At 60.0% G+C, this 25,621-nt stretch carries 28 protein-coding genes; 19 read left to right on the top strand and 9 right to left on the bottom strand.

All coding sequences use genetic code 11. The annotated features are described in order from the left end of the window. Positions 1 to 136: 136 nt before the first annotated feature. The gene (locus ACFFNA_RS06475; RefSeq protein WP_378916701.1) at positions 137 to 682 is read right to left on the bottom strand and encodes a carboxymuconolactone decarboxylase family protein; all 546 of its coding nucleotides are present in this window, start codon (positions 680 to 682) and stop codon (positions 137 to 139) included. Positions 683 to 801: 119 nt separating this feature from the next. On the opposite strand from ACFFNA_RS06475, the gene ACFFNA_RS06470 reads away from it, so the two are divergent. Beyond that, on the top strand, positions 802 to 1,716 hold the full coding sequence (locus tag ACFFNA_RS06470) for a LysR family transcriptional regulator (RefSeq protein ID WP_378916698.1): 915 nt from the start codon (positions 802 to 804) through the stop codon (positions 1,714 to 1,716). An 80-nt stretch (positions 1,717 to 1,796) separates the two neighbouring features. Here ACFFNA_RS06470 and ACFFNA_RS06465 read toward each other — a convergent pair whose 3' ends face one another. From ACFFNA_RS06465 to ACFFNA_RS06440, 6 genes are all read right to left on the bottom strand, one after another. After that, the gene (locus ACFFNA_RS06465; protein ID WP_378916695.1) at positions 1,797 to 2,504 is read right to left on the bottom strand and encodes an NAD(P)H-dependent oxidoreductase; all 708 of its coding nucleotides are present in this window, start codon (positions 2,502 to 2,504) and stop codon (positions 1,797 to 1,799) included. A 26-nt stretch (positions 2,505 to 2,530) separates the two neighbouring features. Continuing rightward, complete coding sequence (locus ACFFNA_RS06460) at positions 2,531 to 3,007, bottom strand: DoxX family protein (protein WP_378916693.1); 477 nt, start codon at positions 3,005 to 3,007, stop codon at positions 2,531 to 2,533. Between the two features lie 11 nt (positions 3,008 to 3,018). Next, positions 3,019 to 3,804: an HvfC/BufC family peptide modification chaperone gene (locus ACFFNA_RS06455; protein ID WP_378916690.1), complete on the bottom strand. Its 786-nt coding sequence runs from the start codon at positions 3,802 to 3,804 to the stop codon at positions 3,019 to 3,021. Continuing rightward, complete coding sequence (bufB, locus tag ACFFNA_RS06450; RefSeq protein WP_378916688.1) at positions 3,791 to 4,816, bottom strand: MNIO family bufferin maturase; 1,026 nt, start codon at positions 4,814 to 4,816, stop codon at positions 3,791 to 3,793. Before bufB ends, ACFFNA_RS06455 begins: the two co-directional genes overlap by 14 nt. Positions 4,817 to 4,857: 41 nt before the next feature. Continuing rightward, positions 4,858 to 5,127 carry a BufA1 family periplasmic bufferin-type metallophore gene (locus ACFFNA_RS06445; RefSeq protein WP_378916685.1) on the bottom strand — a complete coding sequence of 90 codons (270 nt, stop codon included), beginning with the start codon at positions 5,125 to 5,127 and terminating at the stop codon, positions 4,858 to 4,860. A 228-nt stretch (positions 5,128 to 5,355) separates the two neighbouring features. Continuing rightward, positions 5,356 to 6,240 (bottom strand): patatin-like phospholipase family protein, encoded by an 885-nt coding sequence (locus ACFFNA_RS06440; RefSeq protein WP_378916683.1) that lies wholly within the window; start codon positions 6,238 to 6,240, stop codon positions 5,356 to 5,358. A 190-nt stretch (positions 6,241 to 6,430) separates the two neighbouring features. On the opposite strand from ACFFNA_RS06440, the gene ACFFNA_RS06435 reads away from it, so the two are divergent. From ACFFNA_RS06435 to ACFFNA_RS06410, 6 genes are all read left to right on the top strand, one after another. Further along, positions 6,431 to 6,751, top strand: coding sequence for a hypothetical protein (locus ACFFNA_RS06435; RefSeq protein ID WP_378916681.1), 321 nt, complete (start codon positions 6,431 to 6,433; stop codon positions 6,749 to 6,751). Between the two features lie 101 nt (positions 6,752 to 6,852). Continuing rightward, positions 6,853 to 7,128, top strand: a complete 276-nt coding sequence (locus ACFFNA_RS06430) for a hypothetical protein (RefSeq protein WP_378916679.1) — start codon at positions 6,853 to 6,855, stop codon at positions 7,126 to 7,128. A 232-nt stretch (positions 7,129 to 7,360) separates the two neighbouring features. After that, positions 7,361 to 8,275, top strand: a complete 915-nt coding sequence (locus tag ACFFNA_RS06425) for a LysR family transcriptional regulator (protein ID WP_378916677.1) — start codon at positions 7,361 to 7,363, stop codon at positions 8,273 to 8,275. A 192-nt stretch (positions 8,276 to 8,467) separates the two neighbouring features. Next, the gene (locus tag ACFFNA_RS06420) at positions 8,468 to 8,947 is read left to right on the top strand and encodes a cupin (RefSeq protein ID WP_378916674.1); all 480 of its coding nucleotides are present in this window, start codon (positions 8,468 to 8,470) and stop codon (positions 8,945 to 8,947) included. Between the two features lie 92 nt (positions 8,948 to 9,039). Then, positions 9,040 to 10,242: an MFS transporter gene (locus tag ACFFNA_RS06415; protein WP_378916672.1), complete on the top strand. Its 1,203-nt coding sequence runs from the start codon at positions 9,040 to 9,042 to the stop codon at positions 10,240 to 10,242. 99 nt (positions 10,243 to 10,341) lie between these two features. Beyond that, positions 10,342 to 10,806: a DUF302 domain-containing protein gene (locus ACFFNA_RS06410; protein ID WP_378916671.1), complete on the top strand. Its 465-nt coding sequence runs from the start codon at positions 10,342 to 10,344 to the stop codon at positions 10,804 to 10,806. Between the two features lie 34 nt (positions 10,807 to 10,840). Here ACFFNA_RS06410 and ACFFNA_RS06405 read toward each other — a convergent pair whose 3' ends face one another. Further along, on the bottom strand, positions 10,841 to 11,758 hold the full coding sequence (locus tag ACFFNA_RS06405) for a LysR family transcriptional regulator (RefSeq protein ID WP_378916669.1): 918 nt from the start codon (positions 11,756 to 11,758) through the stop codon (positions 10,841 to 10,843). 258 nt (positions 11,759 to 12,016) lie between these two features. On the opposite strand from ACFFNA_RS06405, the gene ACFFNA_RS06400 reads away from it, so the two are divergent. The 5 genes from ACFFNA_RS06400 (at position 12,017) to ACFFNA_RS06380 (ending at position 17,636) form a co-directional block, all read left to right on the top strand. After that, entirely contained in the window at positions 12,017 to 12,799 is a 783-nt protein-coding gene (locus ACFFNA_RS06400; RefSeq protein ID WP_378916666.1) for a 3-hydroxybutyrate dehydrogenase, read from the top strand. 27 nt (positions 12,800 to 12,826) lie between these two features. Further along, positions 12,827 to 13,984: a patatin-like phospholipase family protein gene (locus ACFFNA_RS06395; protein WP_378916663.1), complete on the top strand. Its 1,158-nt coding sequence runs from the start codon at positions 12,827 to 12,829 to the stop codon at positions 13,982 to 13,984. Positions 13,985 to 14,030: 46 nt separating this feature from the next. Next, positions 14,031 to 15,425, top strand: a complete 1,395-nt coding sequence (locus ACFFNA_RS06390; RefSeq protein WP_378916661.1) for an NAD(P)/FAD-dependent oxidoreductase — start codon at positions 14,031 to 14,033, stop codon at positions 15,423 to 15,425. A 19-nt stretch (positions 15,426 to 15,444) separates the two neighbouring features. Continuing rightward, positions 15,445 to 16,791, top strand: a complete 1,347-nt coding sequence (locus tag ACFFNA_RS06385) for a dihydrolipoyl dehydrogenase family protein (RefSeq protein ID WP_378916658.1) — start codon at positions 15,445 to 15,447, stop codon at positions 16,789 to 16,791. A gap of 161 nt (positions 16,792 to 16,952) precedes the next feature. Beyond that, positions 16,953 to 17,636, top strand: coding sequence for a peroxiredoxin-like family protein (locus tag ACFFNA_RS06380; protein WP_378916656.1), 684 nt, complete (start codon positions 16,953 to 16,955; stop codon positions 17,634 to 17,636). Here ACFFNA_RS06380 and ACFFNA_RS06375 read toward each other — a convergent pair. Continuing rightward, complete coding sequence (locus ACFFNA_RS06375; RefSeq protein ID WP_378916654.1) at positions 17,620 to 18,525, bottom strand: LysR family transcriptional regulator; 906 nt, start codon at positions 18,523 to 18,525, stop codon at positions 17,620 to 17,622. The two genes, ACFFNA_RS06380 and ACFFNA_RS06375, sit on opposite strands and share 17 nt — an antisense overlap. A gap of 723 nt (positions 18,526 to 19,248) precedes the next feature. On the opposite strand from ACFFNA_RS06375, the gene ACFFNA_RS06370 reads away from it, so the two are divergent. The 7 genes from ACFFNA_RS06370 (at position 19,249) to ACFFNA_RS06340 (ending at position 25,607) form a co-directional block, all read left to right on the top strand. Continuing rightward, positions 19,249 to 19,461 carry a hypothetical protein gene (locus ACFFNA_RS06370; RefSeq protein WP_378916651.1) on the top strand — a complete coding sequence of 71 codons (213 nt, stop codon included), beginning with the start codon at positions 19,249 to 19,251 and terminating at the stop codon, positions 19,459 to 19,461. 226 nt (positions 19,462 to 19,687) lie between these two features. After that, positions 19,688 to 21,601, top strand: coding sequence for a potassium transporter Kup (locus tag ACFFNA_RS06365; protein ID WP_378916649.1), 1,914 nt, complete (start codon positions 19,688 to 19,690; stop codon positions 21,599 to 21,601). Positions 21,602 to 21,775: 174 nt separating this feature from the next. After that, positions 21,776 to 22,057: a hypothetical protein gene (locus tag ACFFNA_RS06360; protein WP_378916646.1), complete on the top strand. Its 282-nt coding sequence runs from the start codon at positions 21,776 to 21,778 to the stop codon at positions 22,055 to 22,057. A gap of 398 nt (positions 22,058 to 22,455) precedes the next feature. After that, positions 22,456 to 22,728 (top strand): hypothetical protein, encoded by a 273-nt coding sequence (locus tag ACFFNA_RS06355; protein ID WP_378916643.1) that lies wholly within the window; start codon positions 22,456 to 22,458, stop codon positions 22,726 to 22,728. Positions 22,729 to 22,732: 4 nt separating this feature from the next. Beyond that, positions 22,733 to 23,596 (top strand): DUF4118 domain-containing protein, encoded by an 864-nt coding sequence (locus ACFFNA_RS06350; protein ID WP_378916640.1) that lies wholly within the window; start codon positions 22,733 to 22,735, stop codon positions 23,594 to 23,596. An 88-nt stretch (positions 23,597 to 23,684) separates the two neighbouring features. Further along, a complete protein-coding gene (locus ACFFNA_RS06345; protein WP_378916638.1) occupies positions 23,685 to 25,199 on the top strand; it encodes an amino acid permease in 1,515 nt (504 codons plus the stop codon). A gap of 150 nt (positions 25,200 to 25,349) precedes the next feature. Next, positions 25,350 to 25,607, top strand: a complete 258-nt coding sequence (locus tag ACFFNA_RS06340; RefSeq protein WP_378916635.1) for a hypothetical protein — start codon at positions 25,350 to 25,352, stop codon at positions 25,605 to 25,607. The last annotated feature ends 14 nt before the right edge of the window (positions 25,608 to 25,621 follow it).

Genomic DNA, 25,621 nt, shown 5'->3' with positions numbered 1-25,621 from the left:
CCCCGCAGTGACTGATCGTTACGGCCTCACAGCAACGTTACCGGTGCCTCGGTAATGGCTCGGCGAGAGCAGAACCGAAAATCGCCCGACCAGCCTCGAGCGGCGGGCCGGACGCATAAGTGGAAAGCGTGGTCGGTCAGGCGGCTTCGGCGGCGCGAACGACAGGAAAGTCGATATCGGTCTCGGCCACGTTGTTGATGAGGTTGGTCAGGAAGTTTTCGGCGACGACGGCGACAATCTCGATGACTTGCGCCTCGGTAAAGCCCGCCAGTTTCACGGCGGCAATGTCGGCGTCTTTTACCTTGCCGCGGGTCTCGGCTACCCTGGCCGCGAAACGCACCGCCGCGTCAGCCTTCGGATCGCTCGACGTGCCCTTGCGGTTGAGCGCGATCTCCTCGGGGCTGATCTTTGCCAGGTTGAGGCCGAGATAGGTATGAGCTGACAGGCAGTAGTCGCAGCCGTTCACCTGGGCAACGGCCAACGCAATGCGCTCGCGGGTTTTCACGTCCAATGCTCTGGTGAGCGCGCCGGACAAGCTGGTCATGCCCGCCAGAGCAGCAGGGCTTATCGAAACGAGGCGGAAAAGGCCGGGAACGACTCCAAGCTGCTTGTTCACGGCGTCGAGAATGGGTTGCGAGGCGACCGGGGCTGCTTCGCGGGTTGGGATGGCAATGCGGGACATTTCATATCTCTCCTGTTCGATGATGTCGGTGCGACAGGGAGCTACCTATGATCTTCCAGAAGGTGAGAGTATTGGATACCTAAGAGATATGACCTCTCAATATGTGGAAGGGCTGGCACATGGACCGTCTCGAAGCCATGTCAATTTTGATTGCCGCCGTCGAAACCGGCAGTCTCTCTGCGGCGGGGCGCAAACTTGGAACACCCCTTCCAACGATCAGTCGCAAAGTTGCGGAGTTGGAGGCCTATCTGCACACCCGATTGCTCGTGCGATCGACACGCCGACTTATCCTGACCGACAGCGGAGCCGCCTATGTCGCCGCCTGCAAGCGAATCCTGGAGCAGGTGGGCGAGGCGGAACGAACCGCATCCGGCGAATACAATGCGCCAAAGGGCGATCTGATCATTACCGCACCGGTAGTATTCGGACGGCTGCATGTGCTACCGGAGATAAATGATTTCCTCTCGCACTTTCCGGACATCAATGTGCGGTTGGTGCTGTCAGATCGCAATGTGAATCTCATCGACGATCATGTCGATATGGCCGTACGAATTGGCCCTTTGCCAGACAGCAGCATGGTGGCGACGCGCGTAGGATCCGTGCGCAGTGTGGTTTACGGCAGCCCGGCCTATTTTTCTGGCCATGGCTTGCCGAAGGCGCCGGGCGATCTTTCCACAATCACTTGCGTCACGTTCGATGTTCTGGGGTCCGCTACATCCTGGAGTTTTTCCACACCAGGTTCGAATGCTGAGCAGACCGTTGCCATCCGCTCACGCCTTTCCGTGAATACCGCCGAGGCCGCGATCGACGCGGCCGTGGCTGGGGTAGGCGTCACCAGGGTGCTCTCCTATCAGGCGGCAAAGGCGATCGAACAGGGAAAGCTGGTGGCCGTTCTCGAAGAGTTCGAGCCGGAACCCCTCGGCGTCAGCCTCGTCCATGCAGGTCAGGGGCTTTTGCCACTCAAGATGCGATCCTTTCTTGATTTTGTGGCCCCGCGTTTGCGCAAGGCCCTTCTGCCGCCAAAGCATGTCTGATGGCCGATCCGCAATCGATGCACGAGGTAATCCCGCGGGTGAAGGCTCCACGTGTCCCGCTCAACTGCAGGAGGCTTCATTCACATCGATTTCAAGACATAGGTGTCGTCGAAGTCCGCGAGCTTCGGATAGGCGATCGTGGGGGCATACACGAGGCTGAGGACGCGTTCGCGATAACGAGCGAGGCACGCCTGGCGCTCGCCATCGCTGATGCGCGCTGGTGCATGCACGAGGAATGGCTCGATCACCGTGAAGCCGACGAAGTAGAGCATCCCGTGGTTGATTGGGAACAGGATTTCAGCGATTGGGCCGTTCAGTCCGCGGCCGGAATAGATCGGCGGCGGTCCGCCGATCGTGACGGAACACATCGCGCGCTTTCCTGCCAGGACGCCGCGATCATACCATTTGCCGCCGCCATAGATGCGGCCACCCGATGCGAACACGCGGTCAACCCAGCCCTTGAGGATCGCCGGCAGCCCGAACCACCAGAGCGGAAACTGAAAGATTAAGGCGTCGCACCAGAAAAGCTTGTCCATCTCGGCCTGGATATCCGGAGAGAATCCGTCATGGCCAGCCGCATTCGCCTCTTCAGACTGCTGGCGGTAGTAGCTCGCGTCGCCTATGGTCGTGAAGTTGCGGCGATCTGATACTGGATTGAAGCCCATTGCGTAGAGATCGGAAATAACGACCTCGTGCCCCGCCGAAGACAGCGCCCCCTGCGCCGCGCGCGTTAGGGCGCCGTTGAAGCTGTTGGGCTCGGGGTGGGCATGAACGATGAAGATGCGCACCGCGCTTTCCTACTCGGTCGAGATGTTCATTCCCTAGATGCCGAAAAGGTCCGCTCTGCGACATAGTCGAGCGAGAACACACCAGCGCCACGCGTCAGCACGAGAAGCAGCAGCGAGGCCCACAGCAAATGCTCGGCCCAGTTCTCCGGGAAAACGAAGATCTGGATTACCGACACGACACCCAGCAGCATCAGCGCGCCGAGACGCGAAAACAGCCCTAAGAAAATCAATACCGAGCCTGTAAGTTCGGCGGCAGTCGCCAGTGGCGCTGCGATCGAAGGGTCGACGAACGGCAGATTGTATTCGTTGGCGAACAGCTGCAGTGTCACTGGCCAGGATGCCAGCTTGGTCTGCGCGGATTGCCAGAACACATGTGCGACCGCGACCCGGGCCGCGAGCTGGATCAGCGAGAATGGAATGCGTTCGGGCAACTTGATGATGCGCCTGTAGACGCCAACAAGGCCGCCTGGGTTAGTCGAGGAATGATCTGAAATTGCGGTCATGACTGTCTCCGTCAGTTTGAGGGGGAATTCGCGGCGACCCGCACGTTGGTGACGAGCCTGTCGCGGAACAGCCGCAGAAGGGCTGAAACTAGGTCGAAGGCCGGGTCGAGCGCCAAGGCACGGCCAGTGGCATGCTCGAGGCCGAAACAGTGCTTCAGCGAATGCCAGAAGGCGAAGCTAGCGCGGTCGAGCAGAAAAAGCCGCACGTAGTTCCCCGATCGCCACAACGCCACGCGTTCGGGGCGTCTTGTCCAGGTGATGTTTTCGTCGACCGCCGTCTCCTGTTGATGCGCCATCCATACCGACAGGATCGACCAGTGCGAGACGATCAGTCGCAGTGAGGGCTGGAGCAGGATATCCGGTGACAGCCCAAGGTCGGTGTTGTCGTATTCTGCGAGGCTGCGGGGCGGCAGCGACGCTGTATCGAGCGCCTCCGCTATGGCCCATTCGAGCCGCGCCGTTTCCGCGACGATAGGCATGTCGGACAGCGTGTCGATCGTCTTCAGGAAGCGCGGGAAGCCGGCTCCATAGCGCGAAAGACGCGATTCAACCGGCGGATACCGTCGAATGAACTCGCTCGCCACGTAACGGAAGAAACGTTCGTCTATCAGGCGGACGGTGACGGGAAACACCGCCATCAGCGCCGCGGTGAGGGAACTGCGCGTGTTGTTCTGGTAGATGCGCAGGCGGGCCAGTGGATCGGCTTTGCCGGCGGTCAGCATTTTCACGGATACCATTGGTTCGATGGCAAGCACCGAGCGCGCGATGGTGGTCTGCAGGTTTTCAAGCGGCAACATCGTATCCTCCTTCCATTGGCGTCAACGCTACCGGTATGGCTGCTCCGGCCTTGGCGGCAGCGAATGCTGCTAGCACTGGCATGCTGGTCCCCACGCTTTCGAAGGGGGTGAGGGACATCGGTCGGGGTTTGGCTGCCTCGGCTTGTCTCGCAGCCTGCTTGCGGTTGAACATGATCGAAGCGGTGAGCATGTCGGCCCACATGGCTTCGCCAAGGAGCACATCGAGAACCGGGACATCGGTGTCCCATTCGATCAGCGTGGGGCGTGGTCCGAGCCGGCTTATGGCATGCTGATAGAGCGCCCAGACGACAGGTGGCACGCGCGAGCCATGATCGTCGATGAGCACAGTGTCGGCCCCGACCTGATTGGTCGCGTGACCGGCAAGATGGATCTCGCCGATTGCCGCGGCTGGCAGCGAATCGATGAAAGCTTTGGCGTCATATTGCAAATTGTGCGCCGAGACCTGGACGTTGTTGACGTCCAGCAGCAGACCGCAGCCGCTCCGCGCCACGAGCTCGGTCAGGAATTCAGCCTCGTTCATCGAGGAGTCCGCAAAGGCGAGATAGGCGGACAGATTTTCGATCAGCACCTGCCGCTTTAGCGTGTCCTGGACGGTCGCGACATTACGTGCCACGATCCCCAGCGCGTCTTCGTCATAGCGTAGTGGCAGCAAATCGTTCAGATAGGCACCGTCTGCGACACTCCAGGCAAGATGCTCGGAAACGAGATCGGGCTGGAAGCGCTCACAGACCCTGCGCAGTCGCTCCAGATGATCACGGTCAACTCCTCCAGCGCTGCCCAGCGACAAGCCAACGCCATGCACCGACAGCGGATAGGCTTGGCGCAGTCGTTCCAGCGCTTCGACGGCGGCGCCGTCGCCCATGTAGTTTTCGGCATGAACTTCGAGCCAGCCTGCAGAAGGCCGCCGGGTCAGCATCTCGCCGATGTGGGGAGATCGCAGACCGATGCCCGCTGTGGCGGGGATCGCAAGAGACTGAAATGCACGGGACATCGGTCGGCTCCTTCCAGGGTTGGCTCGAAGTTCTGGATCGCTCAGGCTTTCGGCTTGTCGCTGCCGCCGGTGATCTTGGCGCAACTGCCGGCAGGCACGTAAAGCCAGGAATCCGGCTGGTTGTCGGCGGTGGAAGTGCCGGCGCAGGAATGCGTCGCGGTCTGGCAATCGTTCTGGCCAGCCTTGACGACGCCGTAGCACTTCTCGAACGAGAAGTTAGGCTGGGCGGCGGGACCGCTATAGGCGGCCGTAGCGGCGAGCGACGTGGCGGCTGCGAGAGCCGATCCGATGAGGGTTTTGGTGTTGATCACAGACGTGTCTCCTGGTTGCGTTTCGAGGGAAAGACTGACCTTGCGGCCTGTCTGCAAGCAGTGTCCTCGATCGGCCGCCCAAGCTGAAATGCTGTCTCGGCATGGATTTGATACGCCGCCACTATGTTGAAGCGGCACCAAGCAAAAAGCCCTCCGGCGGGGAACCGGAGGGCTTGGCGCCTGCGTTGGAGAAGGGGCAGGCAGGCGCGGCTAGGCGGGGGGAGGCGCCTAGGCGTATTGGCTTTTGCTGTCGAGGGCCGAGCGGTCACCCACGAGGACTTGATCGGCGAGAAGCCAGTCCTCGGCTCGTTGCCGTCCTCTGTCACGGATGTCGGTCAGTTCACCCCAGTCGATCCAGGGTCTTGTGAATAGCGGGGCGCCGGGTCGATACTGACTGTCGAAGATATACTGGATCAGCGTGGACTTCAGCAGACCATGATTGGCAGCGGGGCGGCGATCCGCGCACGGTGTCAGAAATCCTGAGGGCCGGCCGGCGATAATCAGCAGACGGTCTGCCTCAACCGACTGAACCGATGGCAAAGTCGAACGGTCGCTGTCCCCCCAATAGGTTTCGCCGTCGATCTCCACGGCCGGGAAGAGGAATGGGATTGTGGCCGCCGCCAGGATCACGTCGATCGACAATTGATCGCTGGTGAACACCTTTGCGGCATCGGTGAGCGCATTCGAAGCCAGGATACTGAGTTTCACAGGGCAGCCCTTCTTGCGGATCTCCGTAATGTCGATGGACTGCTCCAGTATCGATCTCAGGGGATTGGCCATATTGGCTGTCAACATCGATGCGTGACTGACGCGTCGCCAGAAATTGGTGAGCGCCGTCCGAGCGCCACGTTGCCCGCCAAGGGCCAGGCCATAGGCCAGAACCGCTGCTTCAATCGCGCCGAAGCCGGACGCGGTGATGTTGCCGAAGGAGAGGCCGGGCTCGTCCAGAAAGCGGTCGAGCACGCCCCAGACAAAGGCGCCGTGTGTTTCACTCGTCAGGACAATGTCGATGGACTGTGTGCTGCGCGCACTGGCGATCCCGTTCAGCAAGGGGTTGGCATCAGCCATGACGGCGATGTTGTGCCCGATTTCGGTTCTGGCTCTGACATGCATCTCTGGTCTCCATCCCAAAACGCCAAGCGACGGCGATTGATGAAGAGACTGCCCTACCTGTCTTTTGTTGCGAAATGCCAAGGTGGCATGAACTCCATAGGCAGATTGCATTGGCTGCAATCGCGCGTGGGCGGCAAGGTTCGCCAAGGCAAACAAAACAACGCGATTTTGATTGCTTTGAGCCAGCGCCTTGACGGTCGCTTGGGCAACTGTTCAGCGCATAGAGGATCGTGTCATGAGAATTAGAACTGTCTGTCTGGCGGTAGTTGCTCTCGGTCTTTCTTCCGGGGCCGCTGCTGCCGACCCGCTCAGTGATTTGGCGTCATTCCCGACCTTCTACACAGATGCCGGGATGAAAAAGATGAAGCCGATGGCTGATTTCAAGATGGCCTGGCTTGCCATGCCAAAGAGCGATCGGACCGCAATGAAGAAGGCGTGCAACGACCCGGCGATGAGCAAGGCGCATGCGCCGTTCTGCGCAAACGTGCTGGCGCTCGGCGGCACCAACTAGCTGCAACGCGCCGGACAGCGTCCGCAGAGTTTCTAATTCCTCCCGATCATTGCCGCAGTCGTCGATGGGACGATTGCTCAACTCCAGACAAGGATCCTACCATGAATATCAAAGCTATTTGCCTCGGCGCCTTTGCTCTGTCCGTTCTGAGCGGCGTCGCGTTTGCCGGCGCGCTCGATGAACCGTCGAATATGCAGCCGTTCTTCACCGACGCCGGCATGAAGACGATGAAGCCCAAGGCCGAATTCAAGGCCGCCTGGGATGCGATGGACAAGGACAAGCAGGGCGCGATGATGAAGGAATGCCAGGATGCCGCGATGAGCAAGCCTCACGCCGAATTCTGCGCCAATCTGCAGGCGCTCGGCGGCGCCAACTGAGCTGCCCGCTGGGCCGTCTAAGGCTTCGCCAGGCGTCGACATGATGGCGAACAAATTGCTCGCCATCATCGTTACTGGAGGGTGCGCTCCAACCGAAGTCCGCAGGCACGATTACCCTGCCATGACGGGACGCTATCGACTTCATAGCCGCCCTGCATTGGCGCGGCGGAATGGTTTGCGGCACGGTCCATAGTCAGCAAATGCATCATATGCAGTTGAGGGACGAGCCGGCATGGACATTCACCACATCCGATATTTCCTCGCCGTGTGCGAGACACGAAATTTCACGCGCGCGGGCGAGAAATGCAATGTCACCCAACCAGCGCTGTCGCGCGCAATTCAGCAGCTTGAGGACGAGGTCGGCGGCTTGCTTTTTCGCCGCGAGCGAAACCTGACCCATCTCACCGATCTGGGCGTGCTGCTGCGGCCCCGCTTCCAACAGATACTCGACGAACTGACCGGCGTGCGGCAAGAGGCATCCCGCTTCCTCTGCCTGGAAAATGCGAACCTCAAGGTCGGCGTTATGTGCACCATCGGTCCGCGTCGCTTCACCGGCCTGCTGGCCGACTTCAACAGGCGCCAGCAGGGCATCCAGCTCCAGCTGGTGGAGGGTGTTCCGGCCTCGCTTTCTCAACTTCTCGAATCCGGTGAGATCGACGTCGCCATCATGGCGTCAAGCGACAGTTTTCCGGATCGGTTCGATGTTACCCCGCTCTATCGGGAGCGGTTCGTGCTGGCGTTTCCCAACGGCCATCGACTGGCCCGCAACGACAATGTTGCCATTTCCGAGCTCGACGGCGAAAATTATCTGAGGCGCCTGAATTGCGAGTATCGCGATCATCTTGCCGGTCTCTGCAACGATCGCGGCGTCAAGCTCAGGATCTCCTACTCCAGCGAGCGCGAGGACTGGATCCAGAACATGGTTTCCGGAGGACTGGGTATCTGCTTCATCCCCGAGTTCAGCGCGGTGATCCCCGGCTTGCAGGTGCGACCGGTTGTCGATCCCGAGGTCTGGCGGGAGGTATCGCTGGTGGTCGTCGCAGGGCGCAGGTTCTCGCCGGCTGCCTCGGCCTTCGTCAGCAGTGTCAAGGCGCATGGCTGGACGACCAGCGCCATACCACTGGCAATGCGTAAAACCGCTGCGTGAAACATAGCCGAAGATTTTTCATACTCGGGACCCGTTGCCGTGGCTCCTTTGCATGCCTGTGCGGATGGCCACGATAGTTTTCAGGTATCGAATTGAAAGCCAGGCAGCATTTCTCTTTCGTCCATGAGCCGGTCACTCTCCCTGTCATGCCCCGCCTCCCGCGTTTGGGCACCGACAAAGGAGAAATACGAAATGGCTACCAAGAAACTCAATCTGGTATTTGCGCTGGGGCTGCTCTCGGCGACCGCGGCATCCGCTGCGCCGGCCTTCGCCGGAGACTGCCCGGCCGGCCAGACCGCGACCACGGACATACAGGAGCATCCCAGCAAGCCGGTTGGCGTGACCGACGATGTGCTTTCGGCAATCGATCTCAGCCCAAAGGGCGAGGCCTGGAAGGGCAACATGCTGCGTCTTCGCAAGCTCGTCGTTCAGCCCGGCGGTGTCGTGCCGTGGCATGAGCACAACGTCCGCCCGGCCAACATCCTGGTGGTCGAGGGCTCGATCACCGAATATCGCAGCACCTGCAAGGTTGGGATCGAGCACCCGGCCGGCGACGTGACCGCCGAGTTCGGTCAGCTCGCCCACTGGTGGAAGAACAATGGCAAGGTGCCCGCGGTGCTCTATTCGGCCGACGTCCTGCCGCCGGCGATGCACGAAGACCATATGATGTAAGCCGCACTTTTTGGCGACGTCCTCCCTTTACCGACAATTGAAAGCACGTCCTTGGGCAGCCGCCTGAGGACGTGTGGCCACGGAGCCCTGTCATGACGACCAGTGAATTGACTGAACCAACGCGGCTCCGAATGGTTGCTGCAGACAGCCGGCGTTTCGGCTTGGTTGCGCTGATTGCGTTCCTGACGCTTGTCGATCTCTTCGCCACCCAGGCCATATTGCCGTCGCTGGTCATCAAGTTCGGCGTCAGCCGTGCCACGATGGGCTTCGCGGTCAATGCCAGCACATTCGGCATGGCCGTGGCCGGCATCGCTGTCGCTCTTTTCGGGCGCGGCATCGATCGCCGCAACGGCATCTGGATCAGTCTGGCCGTCCTGGCGATACCAACGACGCTGCTTTCGCAGACCGACAGCATCATCGTGTTTGCCTTGCTGCGGGTTGCGCAGGGCCTGTGCATGTCGACTGCTTTTACGCTGACGATGGCATACCTGGCTGAACACTTTTCAGCGCGACAGACGACCAGCGCGCTCGCGGCTTACGTGACTGGCAATGTCGCCAGCAATTTCTTCGGGCGGCTGATGTCGGCCGCCGTCGCCGACACGTTCGGCATCTCGACCAACTTCCTCACCTTCGCAGCTCTCAACCTGATTGGCGCTGCGCTGGTCTGGTTCACGCTACAAAAGACGTCTGAAATGATGCCCGCGGACGCTGCCGGCGGAGCCTCGCGCTCGGCCTGGAAAGGCCAGTTGATGCATGCCGAATTGCGCGCCTGTTTTGCCGTCGGCTTTCTCATTCTGTTCGTCTTCATCGGCACCTTCACCTACGTCAATTTCCAGCTGGTTGCCGCGCCGCTCTCCTTGTCGCCAATGGCGCTGGGCCTGGTCTATTTCGTCTTCCTGCCATCCATGCTGACCACGCCGCTGGCCGGACGCGTTGCTGCCGGCCTGGGCCCCAGGGTGGGGATTGGCACCACGCTTGCGGTGGCAATTGCCGGCCTGTTTCTGCTGCTCACGACCAGTCTGCCGGTTGTTCTTCTTGGCATGACGTTGATCGCCGTGGGCACCTTCCTGGCGCAAGCGATAGCCACCGGCCACGTAAGCCGGACCGCATCGCGTGATCGTACCGCGGCAAGCGGCATTTACCTCGCGTCCTACTATGCGGGCGGGTTAGCCGGCAGTTTCGTGCTCGGCCAGATCTATGACCGGGTTGGCTGGACCGCATGTGTGGCGGTGCTTGTCGCGGTGCTTGCCTGTGCGATTGCTGTCGCGCAGGTGCTGAAGACGCCGACAGTCTGACCGGCACGAACGGCGGGCGGAAGAAATTCGCGCCAACGAGCAAGGCGCCGTGAATTCCAATGCTCAACTGAACATCACAACAAACCGAAGGAGACTGACATGACCATCTATCTGAAAACCCTGATCGCCGGCGCTGCCATGCTGGTGGCGATCATCGTCCCTGCCGCCGCCTCGGATGGCGTCGTCACCGTGAAGAGCGACTATTCCGTCGCTGAAACTGTTGCCCGCATCAAGAAGGATGTCCTCAAGAAAGGAATCATGTTCTTCGGGGTCATCGACCAGGCGCAGCTTGGCAAGAAAGCAGGCAACGATGTCAAACCGTCGCGGCTGGTGATGTTCGGCAATCCGGCCCTCGGCACGACCTTCATCACGGCCAATCCCGAAGCCGGACTCGACTGGCCGGTGCGCGTGCTCGTCTATCAGACGGCCGACGGCGGAGTTTATGCCGCCTATACCGATTTCGACTGGATCGCCAAGCGCCACGGCATTACGGATCGCGTCTCTCAGTTCAAGATGGCCACTGAAGTCATCCAGTCGGTGACATCGACGATCAAGAAGAACTGAGCGGCCAAGATGTCAGCCGGTTTCAGTGTCGGGGTTATTCGGCGGCAGCGGCGGGCAAGGTGCTCGCCGGCTCCCCGAACCATTTCTTCTGCACTGCCTCTCGAACGAGTGCGCCGACCGCCGGAGAATGCCTGCGGCCGCGCACGGTGACGAGATTGACCTCGCGCCAGAATTCCGGCTCGGTGATGGGTAGGCCGACGACACCTGGATGGTTGACGGAATGCTGTGGCATGAAACCGAAGCCCAGTCCGGCCGCAATCATCGACAGCGTCCAGTCATCCCGGTCACTCCAATAGACCGGACTGACCGTCACACCCTGTTCCGACAGTATGGCATCGGCGTAGCCGGCGAATTCGCAATTGTTGCGGTGAATGTAGCTTTCGCTGTTCATGTCCCTCACACGAACGCATTGCTGGTTGGCCAGCCGGTGCTCGGGATGGATGGCCATCACCATCTGTTCGCGGAAAAGGGGCAAGGTATGCACCTCGTCGTCTGGAGTGTTTGAAGGCAACGCGTAAATCGCCACTTCGAGATCTCCCGCCACGAGCCTTCGGCGCAAGCTGGTGGCGTCGGCGTCGCAAAGGTGCAGTTCCACCCCGGGATGGCGGGTGCGCACGGACGAGATCAGTTCGACAATTTCGTCCGGTGCGATCGTGCTCATGATGCCCACCTTGAGGGGCGCTTTCTTCATGTGCACGTATTGGTCGGCGATCTGCTTGGCGAGCTGTGAATTCTCGAACACGCCCTCAAGATAGGTTTCGACCATACGGCCGAGCTCGGTCAGGTGGGTGTTGCGCCGCTCGCGATGGAAAAGCTCGCCACCGAACTCGTCTTCAAGCAGCTTGATGGCGCGCGAAAGTGCCGGCTGGGTGACATTGCACAACTCGGCGGCCCGGGTGAAATTCAGTTCCCGGGCAACGGCCAGAAAATACCTGACTTGGCTGATCTCCACTGCACGCTCCCACACACGCGCATCGCAGCGTCCCTGCCTTAATGGCGCAGCATACCGGTTGCCGTTGCGTCAAACAAGGCAACCTGCTCCGCCAAGGGAACGAGGCCGGCTCTGATTGGCGGCTATCGAATCCATGTTCCAACGGCATTTCCGATGCTTCGGACGAGCGGTCATACTTTTCATCAACAGAAAGCACTCCGAAACGACACGGCGGCGGGCAGTCATGGCCCGCTATCGCCCAGATCGAAGGACACCTTCATGCTCAAAGGAAAAACCGCGCTTATCACAGGGTCCACCAGCGGCATCGGCCAAGGGATCGCCGAAGCGTTTGCCGCTAAAGGCTGCAACATCGTCCTCAACGGTTTCGGCGATGCCAAGGAGATCGAGAAACTGCGGGCAAGGATTGCCGCCGAGCATGGCGTGACCGTTCGTTATGACGGCGCCGACATGAGCAAGGGCGACGCAATCACCGCGATGATGGACAAGGCGATCGCCGAGTTCGGTGCGGTCGACATCCTGGTCAACAACGCCGGTATCCAGCATGTCGCGCCGATCGATGAGTTTCCGATCGAAAAATGGGAGGCGGTGGTCGCCATCGACCTGATGTCGTCCTTCTACACGATCCGCCGTGCGCTCCGCGCGATGAAAGAGCGAAAATGGGGCCGCATCATCAATGTCGCCTCAGCACACGCTCTCGTCGCCTCGCCCTACAAGTCAGCCTATGTCGCCGCCAAGCATGGTGTTGCCGGGCTAACCAAGACGGTCGCGCTGGAAGTCGCCGAGCAGGGCATCACCGTCAACGCTGTCTGTCCCGGTTACGTTCTCACCCCGCTGGTCGAAAAGCAGATCCCGGACACCGCCAAGGCGCGGGGGATTACCGAGGAACAGGTGATCAAGGACGTGCTTCTGGCGGCACAGCCGACCAAGCAGTTCGTGACCGTTGCCCAGGTTGCAGCACTCTGCGTGTTCCTGGCTTCCGACGATGCGGCCTCGATCACCGGCGCCATCATGCCGATCGAGGGCGGCTGGACGGCGCACTGAACCCCGAAAATGAGGAGCGAAAAGCTCATGAACAAGATCTCCCGAAATCCGCCTATATCCGAAGCAGTTACAGAGGCCAGCCGCCAGGCGGACAATCCTGCCAAGCGCCAGACAGTGCTTGTCCTTCAGGGCGGCGGCGCGCTGGGCGCCTATCAGGCAGGCGTCTACCAGGCGCTCGTCGAGGGCGGCATCGAACCGGATTGGGTTATCGGCACGTCGATCGGCGCCATCAACGCCGCGCTGATCGCGGGAAACGAGCCGACGGATCGGCTGCCGAAGCTCCGGGAATTCTGGGACGGCGTCAGCCGCAGCAGCCCGCTCGACGAGTTTTTCGCGATGATGGTTCCAAGCAACATCTTTGCCAATATGGGCACGGTGATGCGCGGCATACCGGGCTTCTTCGAGCCGAACCCAAGCGCCATGTTCGCGGTCAACCGCGAAGTGGGTGTGGAGAACGCCTCCTACTACACCACTGATCCGCTCAAGCGGACGCTGAATGACCTGATCGACTTCGACTACCTCAATCGGCGTCAAACGCGGCTCACTGTTGGCGCGGTCAACGTCAACACCAGCGAACTCAAATACTTCGACACGCGCGAGATGAGCCTCTCATCCGCGCATGTCATGGCTTCAGGCGCCCTGCCGCCGGCCTTTCCGGCGGTCTGTATCGACGGCGAGCCCTATTGGGACGGCGGTATCTATTCGAACACGCCGATCGAGGTCGTTCTGGACGAACGTCCGCGCCGGGACGCCCTGATCTTCGCGGTCAACATGTGGCAACCCCGCGGCACCGAGCCGAAGTCGATCTGGCAGGTGATGGGGCGGCAGAAGGACCTTCAATACGCCAGCCGCGGCAAAAGCCATGTGGCCCGGCAGGAGCAATTGCATCGTCTGCGACACGTCGTGCGCGAATTAGGGAAGCTCGTCCCCGACGAACGGCGCGAAGACCCGATGTTCAAGGAATTGGCCTCCTATGGCTGCCCATCCGTCATGCACCTGGTCAGGCTGCTTTCGCCGCGTCTCGATGGCGAGGACCACACCAAGGACATCGACTTCACTCGGGCAGGTATCCGCACGCGCTGGCAGGCTGGATACGAGCACGGGCAGCGCGTCCTCTCGGAAAAGCCGTGGGAATGCGACGTCGACATGCTGCAGGGCATCGTGATCCACGAGTCGCAAGAGTGAATTGTTCCAGCGCGCAGTCGCGCTGGACAAAGTTACGGAGACCCCGATGCAAATCATCACTCCCGGGATGCGGCTTGTTCCAGAAGCGGTGCTCGCCAACGACGCTGCGCTTTTCCGCAAAATCGCGGAAACGCCATCGCATACGGATCGGTCGCTGCATCGCGTGGTGATCGTCGGAGGCGGCGCCGGCGGACTGGAGCTTGCGACACGTCTCGGCCGCAAGTTCGGCAAGCGGCAGCTCTCGGTCACCCTGGTCGACCGCAACCGCACGCATGTGTGGAAGCCACTGCTACACGAGGTTGCCTCGGGCACCCTGAACGCATCGACGGACGCGATAGAATACATCGCGCATGCCAGCCGCCACCAGTATCGATACCGGATTGGCGAGGTCGTCGGCATCGACCGTGCCAAGCGCCAGGTCTTCGTCGCACCCAGTTTCGACGACGATGGCCGACAGATCATCCCGCCGCGGGTGCTCGGCTACGATACGCTTGTAATGGCCGTCGGCAGCGTCTGCAATGACTTCGGCACGCCGGGTGCACTCCGGAACGCAATTGCGCTCGATACAGCGAGCCAGGCCGCCCGCTTTAACCGGCGCATGATTGACGCCTGCCTGCGGGCCAACGCGCAATACGATCAGTTGTCGCCAGGGCAGCTTCATTGCGTGATCGTCGGCGCTGGAGCCACAGGCGTCGAACTGGCGGCCGAGTTGCACAAGTCGATGCGGGAGATCGCTTCGCACAACCTCGACAACATCGATTTCGACAAGCTGATCCGCATCACGATCATCGAGGCGGGGCCGCGCATCCTGCCGGCCTTGCCAGAGCACATGGCGCGTGCTTCCGCGCGTCTGCTTCGCGACCTCGGAGTCCAGATACGCTGTGGGATCAAGGTCACCGAAGTGACGGCCGATGGTGTCAGGCTCGGCGACAGGATTTTTGTCGCCGCCGAGCTTGTCGTCTGGTCCGCCGGAATCAAGGCACCGGATTTCCTCAACCATCTGGACGGTCTCGAGACCGACCGCATCAATCGTCTGATTGTCGATGATACGCTACGGGCCAAGGGCGACGAGAATGTATTTGCCATTGGCGACTGTGCCAACTGCGTTCTCCCTGGCGACGATAGCCCGTTGCCACCACGCGCGCAGACCGCCCATCAGCAGGCCGACCACCTCGTCAAGGTCATAGCCGCGCGCGTCAAGGGACAACACTCGCCGGCGTTCCGCTACCGCGACTACGGCTCACTGGTTTCGCTCGCAGACTATGGTGCATTCGGCAGCCTGATCGGCGGATTGAAGATCGAAGGTCTGCTTGCCCGACTGATGTATCGCTCTCTCTACAAGATGCATCTGAAGGCTGTGCACGGGACGTTTAAGACCGCGCTGGACACGATCGCCGCGATCCTCGCGCGCCGCACCAAGCCTCGGGTCAAGCTGCATTGAATCTCGTGAGGGCAAGACGGTGGAAAACTACGATGTCGTGATCCTCGGCGGCGGCAATGCCGGCATGGGCGTGACGGTTGCGACACGCGCGGCCGGCCTGTCGGTGGCGATGGTCGAGGCGCGCGATCTCGGCGGCACTTGCCCCAATCGTGGATGCACGCCGAAGAAGGTTCTCGTTGCAGCCGCGCATGCACTGCACGATATCGAGCGCGCCGGCCAGCATCGGATCGCTGTCGGCAAACCGGAGCTTGACTGGGCGGCGTTGATTGCCTGCGAGAAGGACATCATACGCAACATTCCGGATCGTCTCGCCGCGGTGATGGCCAAGCGTGGCGTCGATGTCATTTTCGGCAAGGCTGCGTTCATTGGCAGCCATGTAATCAGTGTCGACGGACGCAGGCTCGAAGCGAAGAAGATCGTGATCGCAACCGGCTCGAAGCCCCGATCGTTGCCTATCTCGGGGGCCGAACATATGACCACCTCGGACGATGTCCTGAATGATCCTGTGCTGCCTCGCGATGTCGTGTTTGTTGGCGGTGGCGTCATCGCCTTCGAGCTCGGTCACGTTTATGCGCGTGCCGGCGTCAAGGTGACGATCCTCGAGGCGCTGCCGCATCTGCTCGGCAGCCTCGACGCCGACGCTGTCACGCAGATCCGCAATGAGAGCGAGCGCATCGGCATTCGGCTGTTCACTCGTGCCTTGGTCAAGCGGATCGACAGCATCAACGGACGCTTGCGCGTGACCTTCGCGATCGACGGCAGCGAGTCCACGATAGACGCCGATCGGGTGGTGAACGGCGCAGGGCGGGTTGCCAATGTCGATGAACTCGATCTTGGCGCGGGCGTTGTCGTGCAGCGGGAAGGGCGCATTGAAATCGACGAGCACCTGCGCTCGCGCTCCAATCCGGATGTCTATGTCTGCGGTGACGCCGTGTGGAATTCACCACAACTGTCACCCGTAGCGACCTATGAAGGAACACTCGTCGGTCGCAATATTGTCGACGGGCCCATCCACCGGCCGGACTACGCCCAGATACCGGCGTCCGTCTACACGATCCCGGCCGTCGCCAGCGTCGGGCTGACCGAAGCCAAGGCGTGGGAGCAGGGGTTCGCCGTCAAGGTTTACGCGAATGACATGCAGGACTGGCTGTCAGCCAGAACCCATGCCGAGACTGCGGCGTGGTCGAAGATCATCGTGGAGACGACGACAGACAAGATCCTCGGTGCCCATATGGTGGGGCACGCGGGTGAGGAGCTGATCCATTTGTTTGCGCTCGCGATGAAGCACGGCATTACGGCGTCGCAATTGTCCGATGCGGTCTACAGTTTCCCGACATTTTCCGCCGACATCAGGAACATGATGTAACGAATTCGGGACGAGATGCGAACAAACAACGACCGTCGGATGCGAGAATGCATGCAGCTTATCGAAATCATGCACAAAGGGCATGGCCGCGGCCGGGTGTTTTCGATGATAGGCTAGCTGCGAAATGCGAAAGTGCCCGAATGGCTGCCGATGGCGAGAATATGACGTTCGAACAATCCGTCCAGGCGGCCATTGAGCTTGATGCGCCGTTGAACGAACGGCTGAACGTGATCGCAAGGGCCGTCCGCCGCCTCAATGCCGATTTTGCCGATGCGGTCGACCGTCTGGTAGCACGCTTGCAGGACCAGGGGGCAGGGGCGATCTCGCCAGCCCCCGGCGACCCGATGCCGGCGTTCCTGCTGCCTGACGACAACGGCAAACTGATCAGTCTCGCGAGCATCCTGCAACAGGGCCCGGCCGTCATAACCTTCCAGCGTGGTCACTGGTGCCCCTATTGCCGGTTGAACGCGATCGGCATCGTCGAAGCCCATCAGGAGATCGCAGCGCTGGGCGGCCAGGTGGTCGCAATCATGCCCGAACGGCGCAAATTCGCGAAGGCCATGAAAGCGGCCGTCGGCGCCGAGTTTCCATTCCTGACCGACATGGACAATGGCTATGCCCTTTCGCTCAATCTCGCGATCTGGATCGGGGCAGAGATGGAGCGGTTGATGGGCGTTGCCTATGATCTGCCAAATTACCAGGGCAATGCCAGCTGGTTCCTGCCGATCCCGGCGACGTTCATTGTTGGCACGGACGGGTTGATCACAGATCGGTTCGTCGACCCCGACTACCGTCGGCGCATGGATATCGACGATCTGATTGCGGCGCTCAGGCGGGCTCGCTGACGCCAAAGGGTGACCAGTCCGTCGAGCGCAACAGATTGAGCAGTGTCGTGGCGACCGGCGAACGGTGACGACCGGCGACCGCATAGATCGAGACGATCCGCGAAATTTCGACGTCCCGCAGCTTGAGCCTGCGGATATTTGCCGACCGAGGCGCTGTCGCCGAGACGAAGCCCACACCGGCGTTGGCCTCCAGCAGCGCCAGCAGATCGTGGTCGGTCTCGACTTCATGCGCGGTCCGTGGCGTCAGCCCTTTCGCAGCGAGGCAGTGCGACAGTTCTTCGCTTGTCTCCCAATCGATCCGGCTGAGGAACGGCTCTGCAGTAAGCTGGCTGAGGGCAACGTCGGATTCGTTGCGACGGGCAAGCGGGTGATCGGAATTCACCACCAGCTCGATTTCCTCCTGAAAAAGCGGCCAGGTGTCGAGCCGATCCCAGGCCGGCCCGAGTGGGCCAGCCACCGCCAGTTCGACGTCGCCATTCTTCAGCGCTTCGACCACCGTCGTCGGCGAGCCGCGGCTGATCTTGAGGTGCACTCCCGGATAGGCGCGGAAAAGCTCGCTGAATGGCGAAACCAGAAGCGCTATGTTGACGCTGTTGGAGATGGTGACGTTGAGAGGCGCCACGTCGCTGCTTTGCACAGCTTTGGCAAGCGATTTGGCGGAACTAGCTGCGTCGTAGCATTGCTGCAGCAATGGCAGCATGCGTCGCCCAAGTTCGGTCAGGTGGGAATGCTGGCGCTCGCGCCGAAGAAGCTCGCCGCCGAGTTCGTCTTCAAGCGTCTTGATGGCGCGTGTCAGCGCAGGCTGGGTGACGTTGCACTCTTCAGCCGCTCTGGTGAAGTTCAGTGTGCTGGACAGGGCCAGAAAATAGCGGACCTGCTGCATCTCCATGAACTTTCGCCCCCTCAGCGAAATCCGATTCGTCAGGCATAGCTAGCTTTTATCTATGCTAACGCAACAGGACGCTAAGGCAAAGGCGGAGGGCTTGCGGAGGCGAAACGGGGCAATCGGGCTCTGAAGTGCCGCCGGCTTTGGCCAGCGGGTTGTCGGTGACTCTTGTCACATCCTCGCCTGGATTCCAACTTTGAGGTCCCGAAGGTCGTGCTCAGCTGTGCAGATGCCTCGTGACATCGAGACCTCCTTTCAAGGCAGGCTGGGGCCTGCAAAGTCAGTCGTGATTGCAAGTAAGCCGTATGGTAGCGGCGGGGTTTTGAACCCCCGAGGCGAAACGTATTTATTATCAATGAGTTGAGAGAAATCAAGATTGCCTAGGGCGCCGTCCTGAACTCTCTCGTCAAAAAATCCGTAACAATATCAGTTCGTTAGATGACCGTATTGGTAGCGGGAGAGCGCTAAACGAATCTGGGAAAGGCAGTGCCCTCCGAAGGCACGCCCAGACACGGCCAGCTAGCCTCTGCCTTCAAAGGATCGTCCAAGATGATATAGTCGGCGCGGAGGCTGGTCAGCCTACGGCCTACCGATTTGGACAGGCGGCCCGCCCTTGCGGTGAGCGTGACCTCAAGAAGCGCTGATGTCGGACAGTCGGCTGGACCGTGTGGAAGATATCCATCTGGATCACCACCTGAGGTAAAGCGGAATATGGAGAACAGGGCGATGGGATTTTTCTCTGACCTGAACAAAAGGCTATCGGATAACATCTACGAGCACGGTCACTACCTGACCGATCCTCATGCAGACGATCGAGAGAAGCTGGAGGAGACGGTTGAACTCCTGATGCCGTTCGTCCGGTCAGAAGCACGCGAGCTGGTCAGAAGGCAAATCCTCAAACTTATCGCTGAGAACAAGCATAAGGACCTCAGCCTTTAGGGACTGATCGGAAGGTGAACTAAGACTTGGACGGTCGCGCCGCCGCAGCCCGTTCATCCTGGCAAGCGTTTGGTCGAAGACGGCGACTCTAGGCCGAAGCGACTGTCGCAGAATGGGTTGACAGCGAAGAGTCCAGCGTGTCGCATGCCCGCAAGAGGTAGCAGTGTTTTTGGGCCGGCTGCTCGCGTGGGCAAACGCAGAGCAAAGCGCCAGGGGACGACATTTCATGGATTTTGCCAACACTGGTCACGGCGCGGGGCCAGAAGAAAACGCCGATCCCCCCAAACCTGAGGCACAAAGTACCAAGCTGTTGATGCTTGGAGCCCTTGGCGTTGTCTATGGAGATATCGGCACCAGCCCTATCTATGCATTTCGCGAAGCGCTGCATGCGACTGAGGGACCGGTATCGCGTGCCGACGTGCTCGGTGTGTTGTCCCTCATCGTTTGGGCGTTGACGATCATTGTGACAATCAAATATGTCGCCTTCGTGCTGCGGGCCGACAACAAGGGTGAAGGCGGCACGCTATCGCTCATGTCGCTCGCCCGAACCGCCTATCCGAAAGGTGCACGGATAATCCTCGTGATCGGCATCTGCGGTGCGGCTCTTTTCTTCGGCGATTCCATCATAACACCAGCAATCTCGGTTCTCTCTGCGGTGGAGGGGCTCGAGGTAATAACGCCTGCGATGACCCCTTACGTCGTTCCGGTAACACTGGTCATCCTGGCCGTCCTGTTTTCAGTTCAACGCCTCGGAACCGGCAAAGTGGCAGCCGTGTTCGGTCCGGTGACCGCAGTTTGGTTTATTGCTCTTGGTATTGCCGGGCTTTCGCATCTGATCGATGACCCATCGGTGCTACTCGCAATCAATCCATACTATGCGATAGCCTATCTCGCCGGCGAGCCGGCCGGTGTATTCGTGACGGTCGGCGCAGTTTTCCTGGCAGTCACGGGCGCGGAAGCCCTCTATGTCGATCTTGGCCATTTTGGGCGCCGGCCTATCGTACTTGCCTGGTTCTCCATAGTGTTTCCATGCCTTTTGCTGAACTATTTCGGGCAAGGTGCATTCGTTCTGGCCAATGGCGGGAACCCGCACAATCCGTTCTTCCAGATGCTGCCGGAATGGGCGCTGATACCAATGGTCGGGTTGGCAACAGCTGCCACCGTGATCGCCAGCCAGGCGGTGATTTCTGGCGCTTTTTCGTTGACCAGGCAGGCCGTACAGCTCAACCTTCTGCCCAGAATTGAGGTTCAGCATACGTCGGAAATGCAGTCGGGTCAGATTTACATGCCACGCGTCAACTTGCTTATCGCCATGGCGGTTATGGTTTTGGTGGTTGGCTTTGGCAGTTCCAGCTCACTGGCTTCGGCCTACGGGATATCCGTAACGGGTGAGATGCTGATGACGACGATCCTGCTGTTCGTCGTGATGCGATGGATGTGGAACTGGCAGCTCAGGGTTGCGGTAGCACTGGTCATTGTGTTCGGCACGATTGATACGGGGTTTTTCCTCGCCAATGTCGTCAAGATCCTAGAAGGCGGCTGGGTATCGATTACGGCTGCCGGGATCATGGGACTGATCATGGCAACTTGGATCCGCGGTAGCCGCTATCTGTTCGAAAAAACCCGCAGGAACGAGATCCCGCTCGATTTGCTGGCCGGCAACCTTCTGAAGAAGAAGCCCCATCTCGTTCCAGGCACTGCAGTATTCCTGACCAGCGATCCGACAAGCGCGCCGACGGCGCTGCTGCACAGCCTGAAGCACTACAAGGTGCTGCACGAGCAGAACGTCATTCTTTCAGTGGTCACGGCGCCGCAGCCGGTCGTCCCTGACAGCGACCGCGTCAAGATGGAAACGATCAACGAACTGTTCATGCGGGTGACGCTGACCTTCGGCTACATGGAACAGCCCAACATCCCGCGCGCACTGGCGATCTGCCGCAAACAGGGATGGAAGTTCGATATCATGACGACGTCCTTCTTCTTGTCGCGGCGTTCGCTCAAGGCCTCGCCCAATTCCGGCATGCCGCTGTGGCAGGACAAGATTTTCATCAATCTTGCGCGCACGGCTGCCGACGCAACTGAGTACTTTCAGATTCCGACGGGTCGCGTCGTGGAGATCGGTACGCAAATGGCGGTCTAGTTCAGTCGCCGCATCCGCGTCTATCGCTGGAGCACGAGCACGCGCAGCTCTACATCTATGCTAGACCCGCCTATGTCGTTTTCAAGCGTGTCGGGCGTCTAGCGCGTCAGATCGCTTGGCTGGGGTGTTGCAGTAATCGGAATCCTTTTGATCCTCCTGGCGTTGAGGTGAGTCATGACCATGCCATCCATTCGACGAATGACCCAAATTTCTGTCGGACTCCTGCTCGTTATCGTAATCCGTTCACTCGGCGAGGTGCTTCGTCTTCACTATGCTGTCGGTGATCGCCTGACCGACGTACAGGTTGGCCCATTTGTGATCGGGGCTCTCGTCGCTGCAGTTGCGGCACTCGCTGTTGTTACTCTTCATTTTCTGCATCTCGACAAAACCGGCCTCGTGGTGACGATATCGACGGTCGTGGCCCTGCTGATCTACAAGGTAATCGCTCTTGGTTGATTTGCCTTGAAGCATTGGTTTTTCGCAAATCATGTGAGGCAAGCTGCGTCGTTGGAGCGCAATGTCTGTGACCTCTTGGCGTTTAAGGGTGCTGCCCCCTCATTGTGATTGGTGTCGGAATCTGCCCAGACGTGCGGTATTTGGTCCGTTGACGCGATCGTCCTGTCCGTTCCTTTCGAGTACCAGTGGCACCTCTGAGGGGGGCAGACCCAATCCTGAGCTTCTCGCTCTCGAGGCAGATCAGCCAATCACGTGTTCAAGGAAACCTACTCTGGATCAGTTGACGTAGGACCAGATGGCAAAGCCATAGCTATCAACGCCCCATTTATGTGGGGTGGATTTATCGGGCCCACGCGAGCATACTGCCTCATTGCGTTCCTTTAATGAGGAATAGGCCGATGCGTCTCGGTGCAAGAAGCGTTCCGATCGAATACTATATACTCAGGATCGCCGCACCCGCTGCCGAGCGACCTGGTGAAAGCCAAGTCGTCGGATACCTTGCTGACAGACCAATCTTTTCGGCTGTCATAGACACCTTCGGCGACCACTATCACTACGTCGGACTTGCGCCGCGCCTTGGAGATGGGCGCTACGATGTCGAAACGCTTTCTCCCGGCGAATGGATTGTCGAGCCAGGATTGATCTACAGATCAAAGGACGGGGAGCGTTGAAGCAATGGCCGGCGCGACATCGAAGCTGCGAGGAGACATCGCGCTGTTGCCGGATGCCAATCCGCTTTTGGGCTCCGCACTATGGGAGGTTGCGGCCACGGTACGATACCTTGCTTCGTTTGCGATGACAGCCGTCGCGGCGGTCGTGGCTGTCGGCGTCGACAGCCGCGTGGCGATCCCGAACATCTCCCTCGTATTTGTGGTGCCGGTGATCGTGGCTGCCATTAGCTTAGGCTTAGGCCCCTCCCTCTGTTCGGCGATACTTGGGGCTCTCGCCTACAATTTCTTTCTGACCGAGCCTCGCTATACGCTGATCGTCGACGACCCGGCAAATGTCTGGGCGATCGGACTGCTTTTTGTCGTCGGACTTATCGTGAGTGCCGTTGCCTTTACCTCCCGGCGCAGGGCAACCGACGCGGCGCTCCTGAGAAGGCAGGCGACCGTGCTGCAAGGCTATAGTCGTGACGTCGTGGCCGCCGACAATACGAAGGCGATCGTCTCGATTACTGCCCAAGCCCTTGCAGCGCTCTTCCAAGTCCCAGTCGTGGTCATTCTCGTCGTTGAGGGCAAAGACGCTTCCGTCGAAAGAGTCGGCGATATCGAGCCTCAGGAGGCAGAGATCGAGGCCGTGCGATCGTCGTTGGCCACGGGACTTTTCTCGCCCGCCGGAGTCTACCCGGCGTTGGCGTCGCGCTTTGACTTTTGGCCTGTAGCAACGGCGGAGGGCCAGGGCGCCGCCATTGGACTCGCATTCGACCCCGATGAACGTCCGTCGGCGCCTGCCACGTTGGTCGATATCGTGGGGCGTTTTTTAGCCCTGGCCCTTGACCGTCAGCATTTCCGGGACGGAGCGAATGTTCGGCCGTAAAGCTAAACCCAGGGGAACGAAACATAGCAAAGGTCCGCGAACCAACCGCCTGCTGGAACAGCCGGTGAATTGACAAGGGGGACAACCGATGGCTGGAGAAACCAAGAAGCATGAAGGTGGTGTCTCCTATCACACCCCTGGTGCTGAATATTTCGAAAAACGCGGGCTGAAGCGCCATGCCGGCGTGTTCTCGCTGTGGGCACTTGGCGTCGGAGCCGTCATCTCGGGCGACTTTTCAGGATGGAACCTTGGTTTCGCCGTCGGCGGCTGGGGCGGCATGTTCATTGGGACTGTGCTGATCGCCATCATGTATCTCGGCCTGACTTATTCGATTGCCGAAATGAGCCCCGCGCTGCCGCACACAGGCGGCGCCTATTCCTTTGCGCGCACGGCGTTCGGTCCGTGGGGCGGTTTTATCACCGGCATTGCTGAGAACATCGAATATGTGCTCACGCCGGCGGTCGTGGTCTATTTCATCGGCACCTACATGACGGCCATCACTGGCACCCCGGATGCCTGGCAGCCGATCTGGTGGCTCATCGGTTACTTGGTCTTCGTTGGGCTGAACGTGCGGGGTGTTGCACTTTCCTTCGGGGTAACGGTCATCGTCACGCTCATCGCGTTGGCAATCCTGGTGTTCTTCTTCATCAGCGCGCTGGCATCCGGTGACTTCAACTTCGCCAAGAATGCGATGAACATCGGGATTGCACCCGACGGAACCGCTATGGCGCTGCCGGACGGGCACGGACCGTTTCTGCCGTTCGGTCTCAGGGGCATTTTCGCAGCCTTGCCTTTCGCGGTCTGGCTGTTCCTCGCCATCGAGCAATTGCCACTTGCCTCGGAGGAATCAATCGACCCCAAGCGCGATATGCCGAAAGGCATCATGCTCGGCATGTTCACCCTCCTGGCGACGGGCTTCCTGATCCTGATTATCAACCCGGCACTGCCTGATGGGGCGTTTGCCTACGGAACCTCCGGCGAGCCTATCCTCGATGGCTTCAGGGCGATCTACGGAACGGGCTGGGCGAAGATCCTCGCGCTGTTCGCTGTCGCAGGGCTGGTGGCGAGCTTTCATTCAATCATCTTCGCCTATGGGCGACAGATATATTCGCTCAGCCGCGCCGGCTATTTCCCGCACTTCCTGTCGGTGACCCATGGCGAGCACAAGACGCCCAACGTTGCGCTTGCCGCGGGCTCACTAGTGGGCTTCCTGGTGATGGCGGTGATCTGGTTCGCCCAGGGCGGCGAGGCAGCCGGCACCTATATTGGCGGCACGCTTTTGAACATGGCTGTGTTTGGCGCCATGTTCTCATACCTGCTGCAGGGGCTGACATTCCTGCAATTGCGCCGCCGCTTCCCGCATATCGAACGGCCCTATAAAAGCCCCTTCGGCGTACTCGGCGCATGGCTCACCGTGATCATCGCCTTGATCACCATCGCCTTCCAACTCACCGACCCACTCTACCGGCAGGGCATCATCGGCGTCGCGGTCTGGTACGCGCTGGCGATTGTCTATTTTGGCGCCTATGGCCGCAAGACTCTGGTCTATTCGCCGGAGGAGGAGTTCGCCGTCAAGCAGCGCGAGGGTGCTGCCTCCATGTAGCGGTGCCAATCGAGAAAAAACCGCGCTCGCGCGGACATGAACCCGCGCGGGGGTACCTACACGAACTCCCCGCTTTTTTTGAGGGCCGGCCCTATCGGAGCCCGCAGTTGGTCGAACCCACGGCAGAGTTTCGCCCGAAAGGAGCTTTCCATGCACGCTCTTAAGCTTGGGGTGGCATCTGCTTTCATCTTTTTTGGGGTGGGTACGGCGATGGCGCAAAGCTGCCGGAAAGATGCAGGAGAGGAGCAGGCGCAAGCCTACGTCGACCAGTGCCTCCAAGCGTCGCCAGATGCCCACCCGCCCTGCAATCCCGAGGATTCCTGTCAAACCATCATCGAGAAAATCGTAAGCGGCTGCGACTTGATGCAAGGTGAGGCACCTGATTTCTGCAGTGATTACGGGGATTAACCGGTTTGCAGCTA

Origin of the sequence: Mesorhizobium kowhaii (assembly GCF_042431665.1) — a bacterium.
GTDB classification, from domain to species: domain Bacteria; phylum Pseudomonadota; class Alphaproteobacteria; order Rhizobiales; family Rhizobiaceae; genus Mesorhizobium; species Mesorhizobium kowhaii.
Note: the sequence above shows the minus strand (reverse complement) of the source record. Positions and strands in the feature narration are given on the sequence as shown.

Excerpts from the sequence above, each read along its gene's own strand:
- ACFFNA_RS06400 (WP_378916666.1), top strand. The coding sequence starts at position 12,017 with ATGCTCAAAGGAAAAACCGCGCTTATCACAGGGTCCACCAGCGGCATC.
- ACFFNA_RS06415 (WP_378916672.1), top strand. The coding sequence starts at position 9,040 with ATGACGACCAGTGAATTGACTGAACCAACGCGGCTCCGAATGGTTGCT.
- ACFFNA_RS06395 (WP_378916663.1), top strand. The coding sequence starts at position 12,827 with ATGAACAAGATCTCCCGAAATCCGCCTATATCCGAAGCAGTTACAGAG.
- ACFFNA_RS06425 (WP_378916677.1), top strand. The coding sequence starts at position 7,361 with ATGGACATTCACCACATCCGATATTTCCTCGCCGTGTGCGAGACACGA.
- ACFFNA_RS06475 (WP_378916701.1), bottom strand. The coding sequence starts at position 682 with ATGTCCCGCATTGCCATCCCAACCCGCGAAGCAGCCCCGGTCGCCTCG.
- ACFFNA_RS06365 (WP_378916649.1), top strand. The coding sequence starts at position 19,688 with ATGGATTTTGCCAACACTGGTCACGGCGCGGGGCCAGAAGAAAACGCC.
- bufB (WP_378916688.1), bottom strand. The coding sequence starts at position 4,816 with ATGTCCCGTGCATTTCAGTCTCTTGCGATCCCCGCCACAGCGGGCATC.
- ACFFNA_RS06380 (WP_378916656.1), top strand. The coding sequence starts at position 16,953 with ATGACGTTCGAACAATCCGTCCAGGCGGCCATTGAGCTTGATGCGCCG.
- ACFFNA_RS06375 (WP_378916654.1), bottom strand. The coding sequence starts at position 18,525 with ATGGAGATGCAGCAGGTCCGCTATTTTCTGGCCCTGTCCAGCACACTG.
- ACFFNA_RS06360 (WP_378916646.1), top strand. The coding sequence starts at position 21,776 with ATGACCATGCCATCCATTCGACGAATGACCCAAATTTCTGTCGGACTC.
- ACFFNA_RS06470 (WP_378916698.1), top strand. The coding sequence starts at position 802 with ATGGACCGTCTCGAAGCCATGTCAATTTTGATTGCCGCCGTCGAAACC.
- ACFFNA_RS06350 (WP_378916640.1), top strand. The coding sequence starts at position 22,733 with ATGGCCGGCGCGACATCGAAGCTGCGAGGAGACATCGCGCTGTTGCCG.
- ACFFNA_RS06460 (WP_378916693.1), bottom strand. The coding sequence starts at position 3,007 with ATGACCGCAATTTCAGATCATTCCTCGACTAACCCAGGCGGCCTTGTT.
- ACFFNA_RS06420 (WP_378916674.1), top strand. The coding sequence starts at position 8,468 with ATGGCTACCAAGAAACTCAATCTGGTATTTGCGCTGGGGCTGCTCTCG.
- ACFFNA_RS06410 (WP_378916671.1), top strand. The coding sequence starts at position 10,342 with ATGACCATCTATCTGAAAACCCTGATCGCCGGCGCTGCCATGCTGGTG.
- ACFFNA_RS06390 (WP_378916661.1), top strand. The coding sequence starts at position 14,031 with ATGCAAATCATCACTCCCGGGATGCGGCTTGTTCCAGAAGCGGTGCTC.
- ACFFNA_RS06345 (WP_378916638.1), top strand. The coding sequence starts at position 23,685 with ATGGCTGGAGAAACCAAGAAGCATGAAGGTGGTGTCTCCTATCACACC.
- ACFFNA_RS06355 (WP_378916643.1), top strand. The coding sequence starts at position 22,456 with ATGCGTCTCGGTGCAAGAAGCGTTCCGATCGAATACTATATACTCAGG.
- ACFFNA_RS06340 (WP_378916635.1), top strand. The coding sequence starts at position 25,350 with ATGCACGCTCTTAAGCTTGGGGTGGCATCTGCTTTCATCTTTTTTGGG.
- ACFFNA_RS06430 (WP_378916679.1), top strand. The coding sequence starts at position 6,853 with ATGAATATCAAAGCTATTTGCCTCGGCGCCTTTGCTCTGTCCGTTCTG.
- ACFFNA_RS06455 (WP_378916690.1), bottom strand. The coding sequence starts at position 3,804 with ATGTTGCCGCTTGAAAACCTGCAGACCACCATCGCGCGCTCGGTGCTT.
- ACFFNA_RS06440 (WP_378916683.1), bottom strand. The coding sequence starts at position 6,240 with ATGCATGTCAGAGCCAGAACCGAAATCGGGCACAACATCGCCGTCATG.
- ACFFNA_RS06370 (WP_378916651.1), top strand. The coding sequence starts at position 19,249 with ATGGGATTTTTCTCTGACCTGAACAAAAGGCTATCGGATAACATCTAC.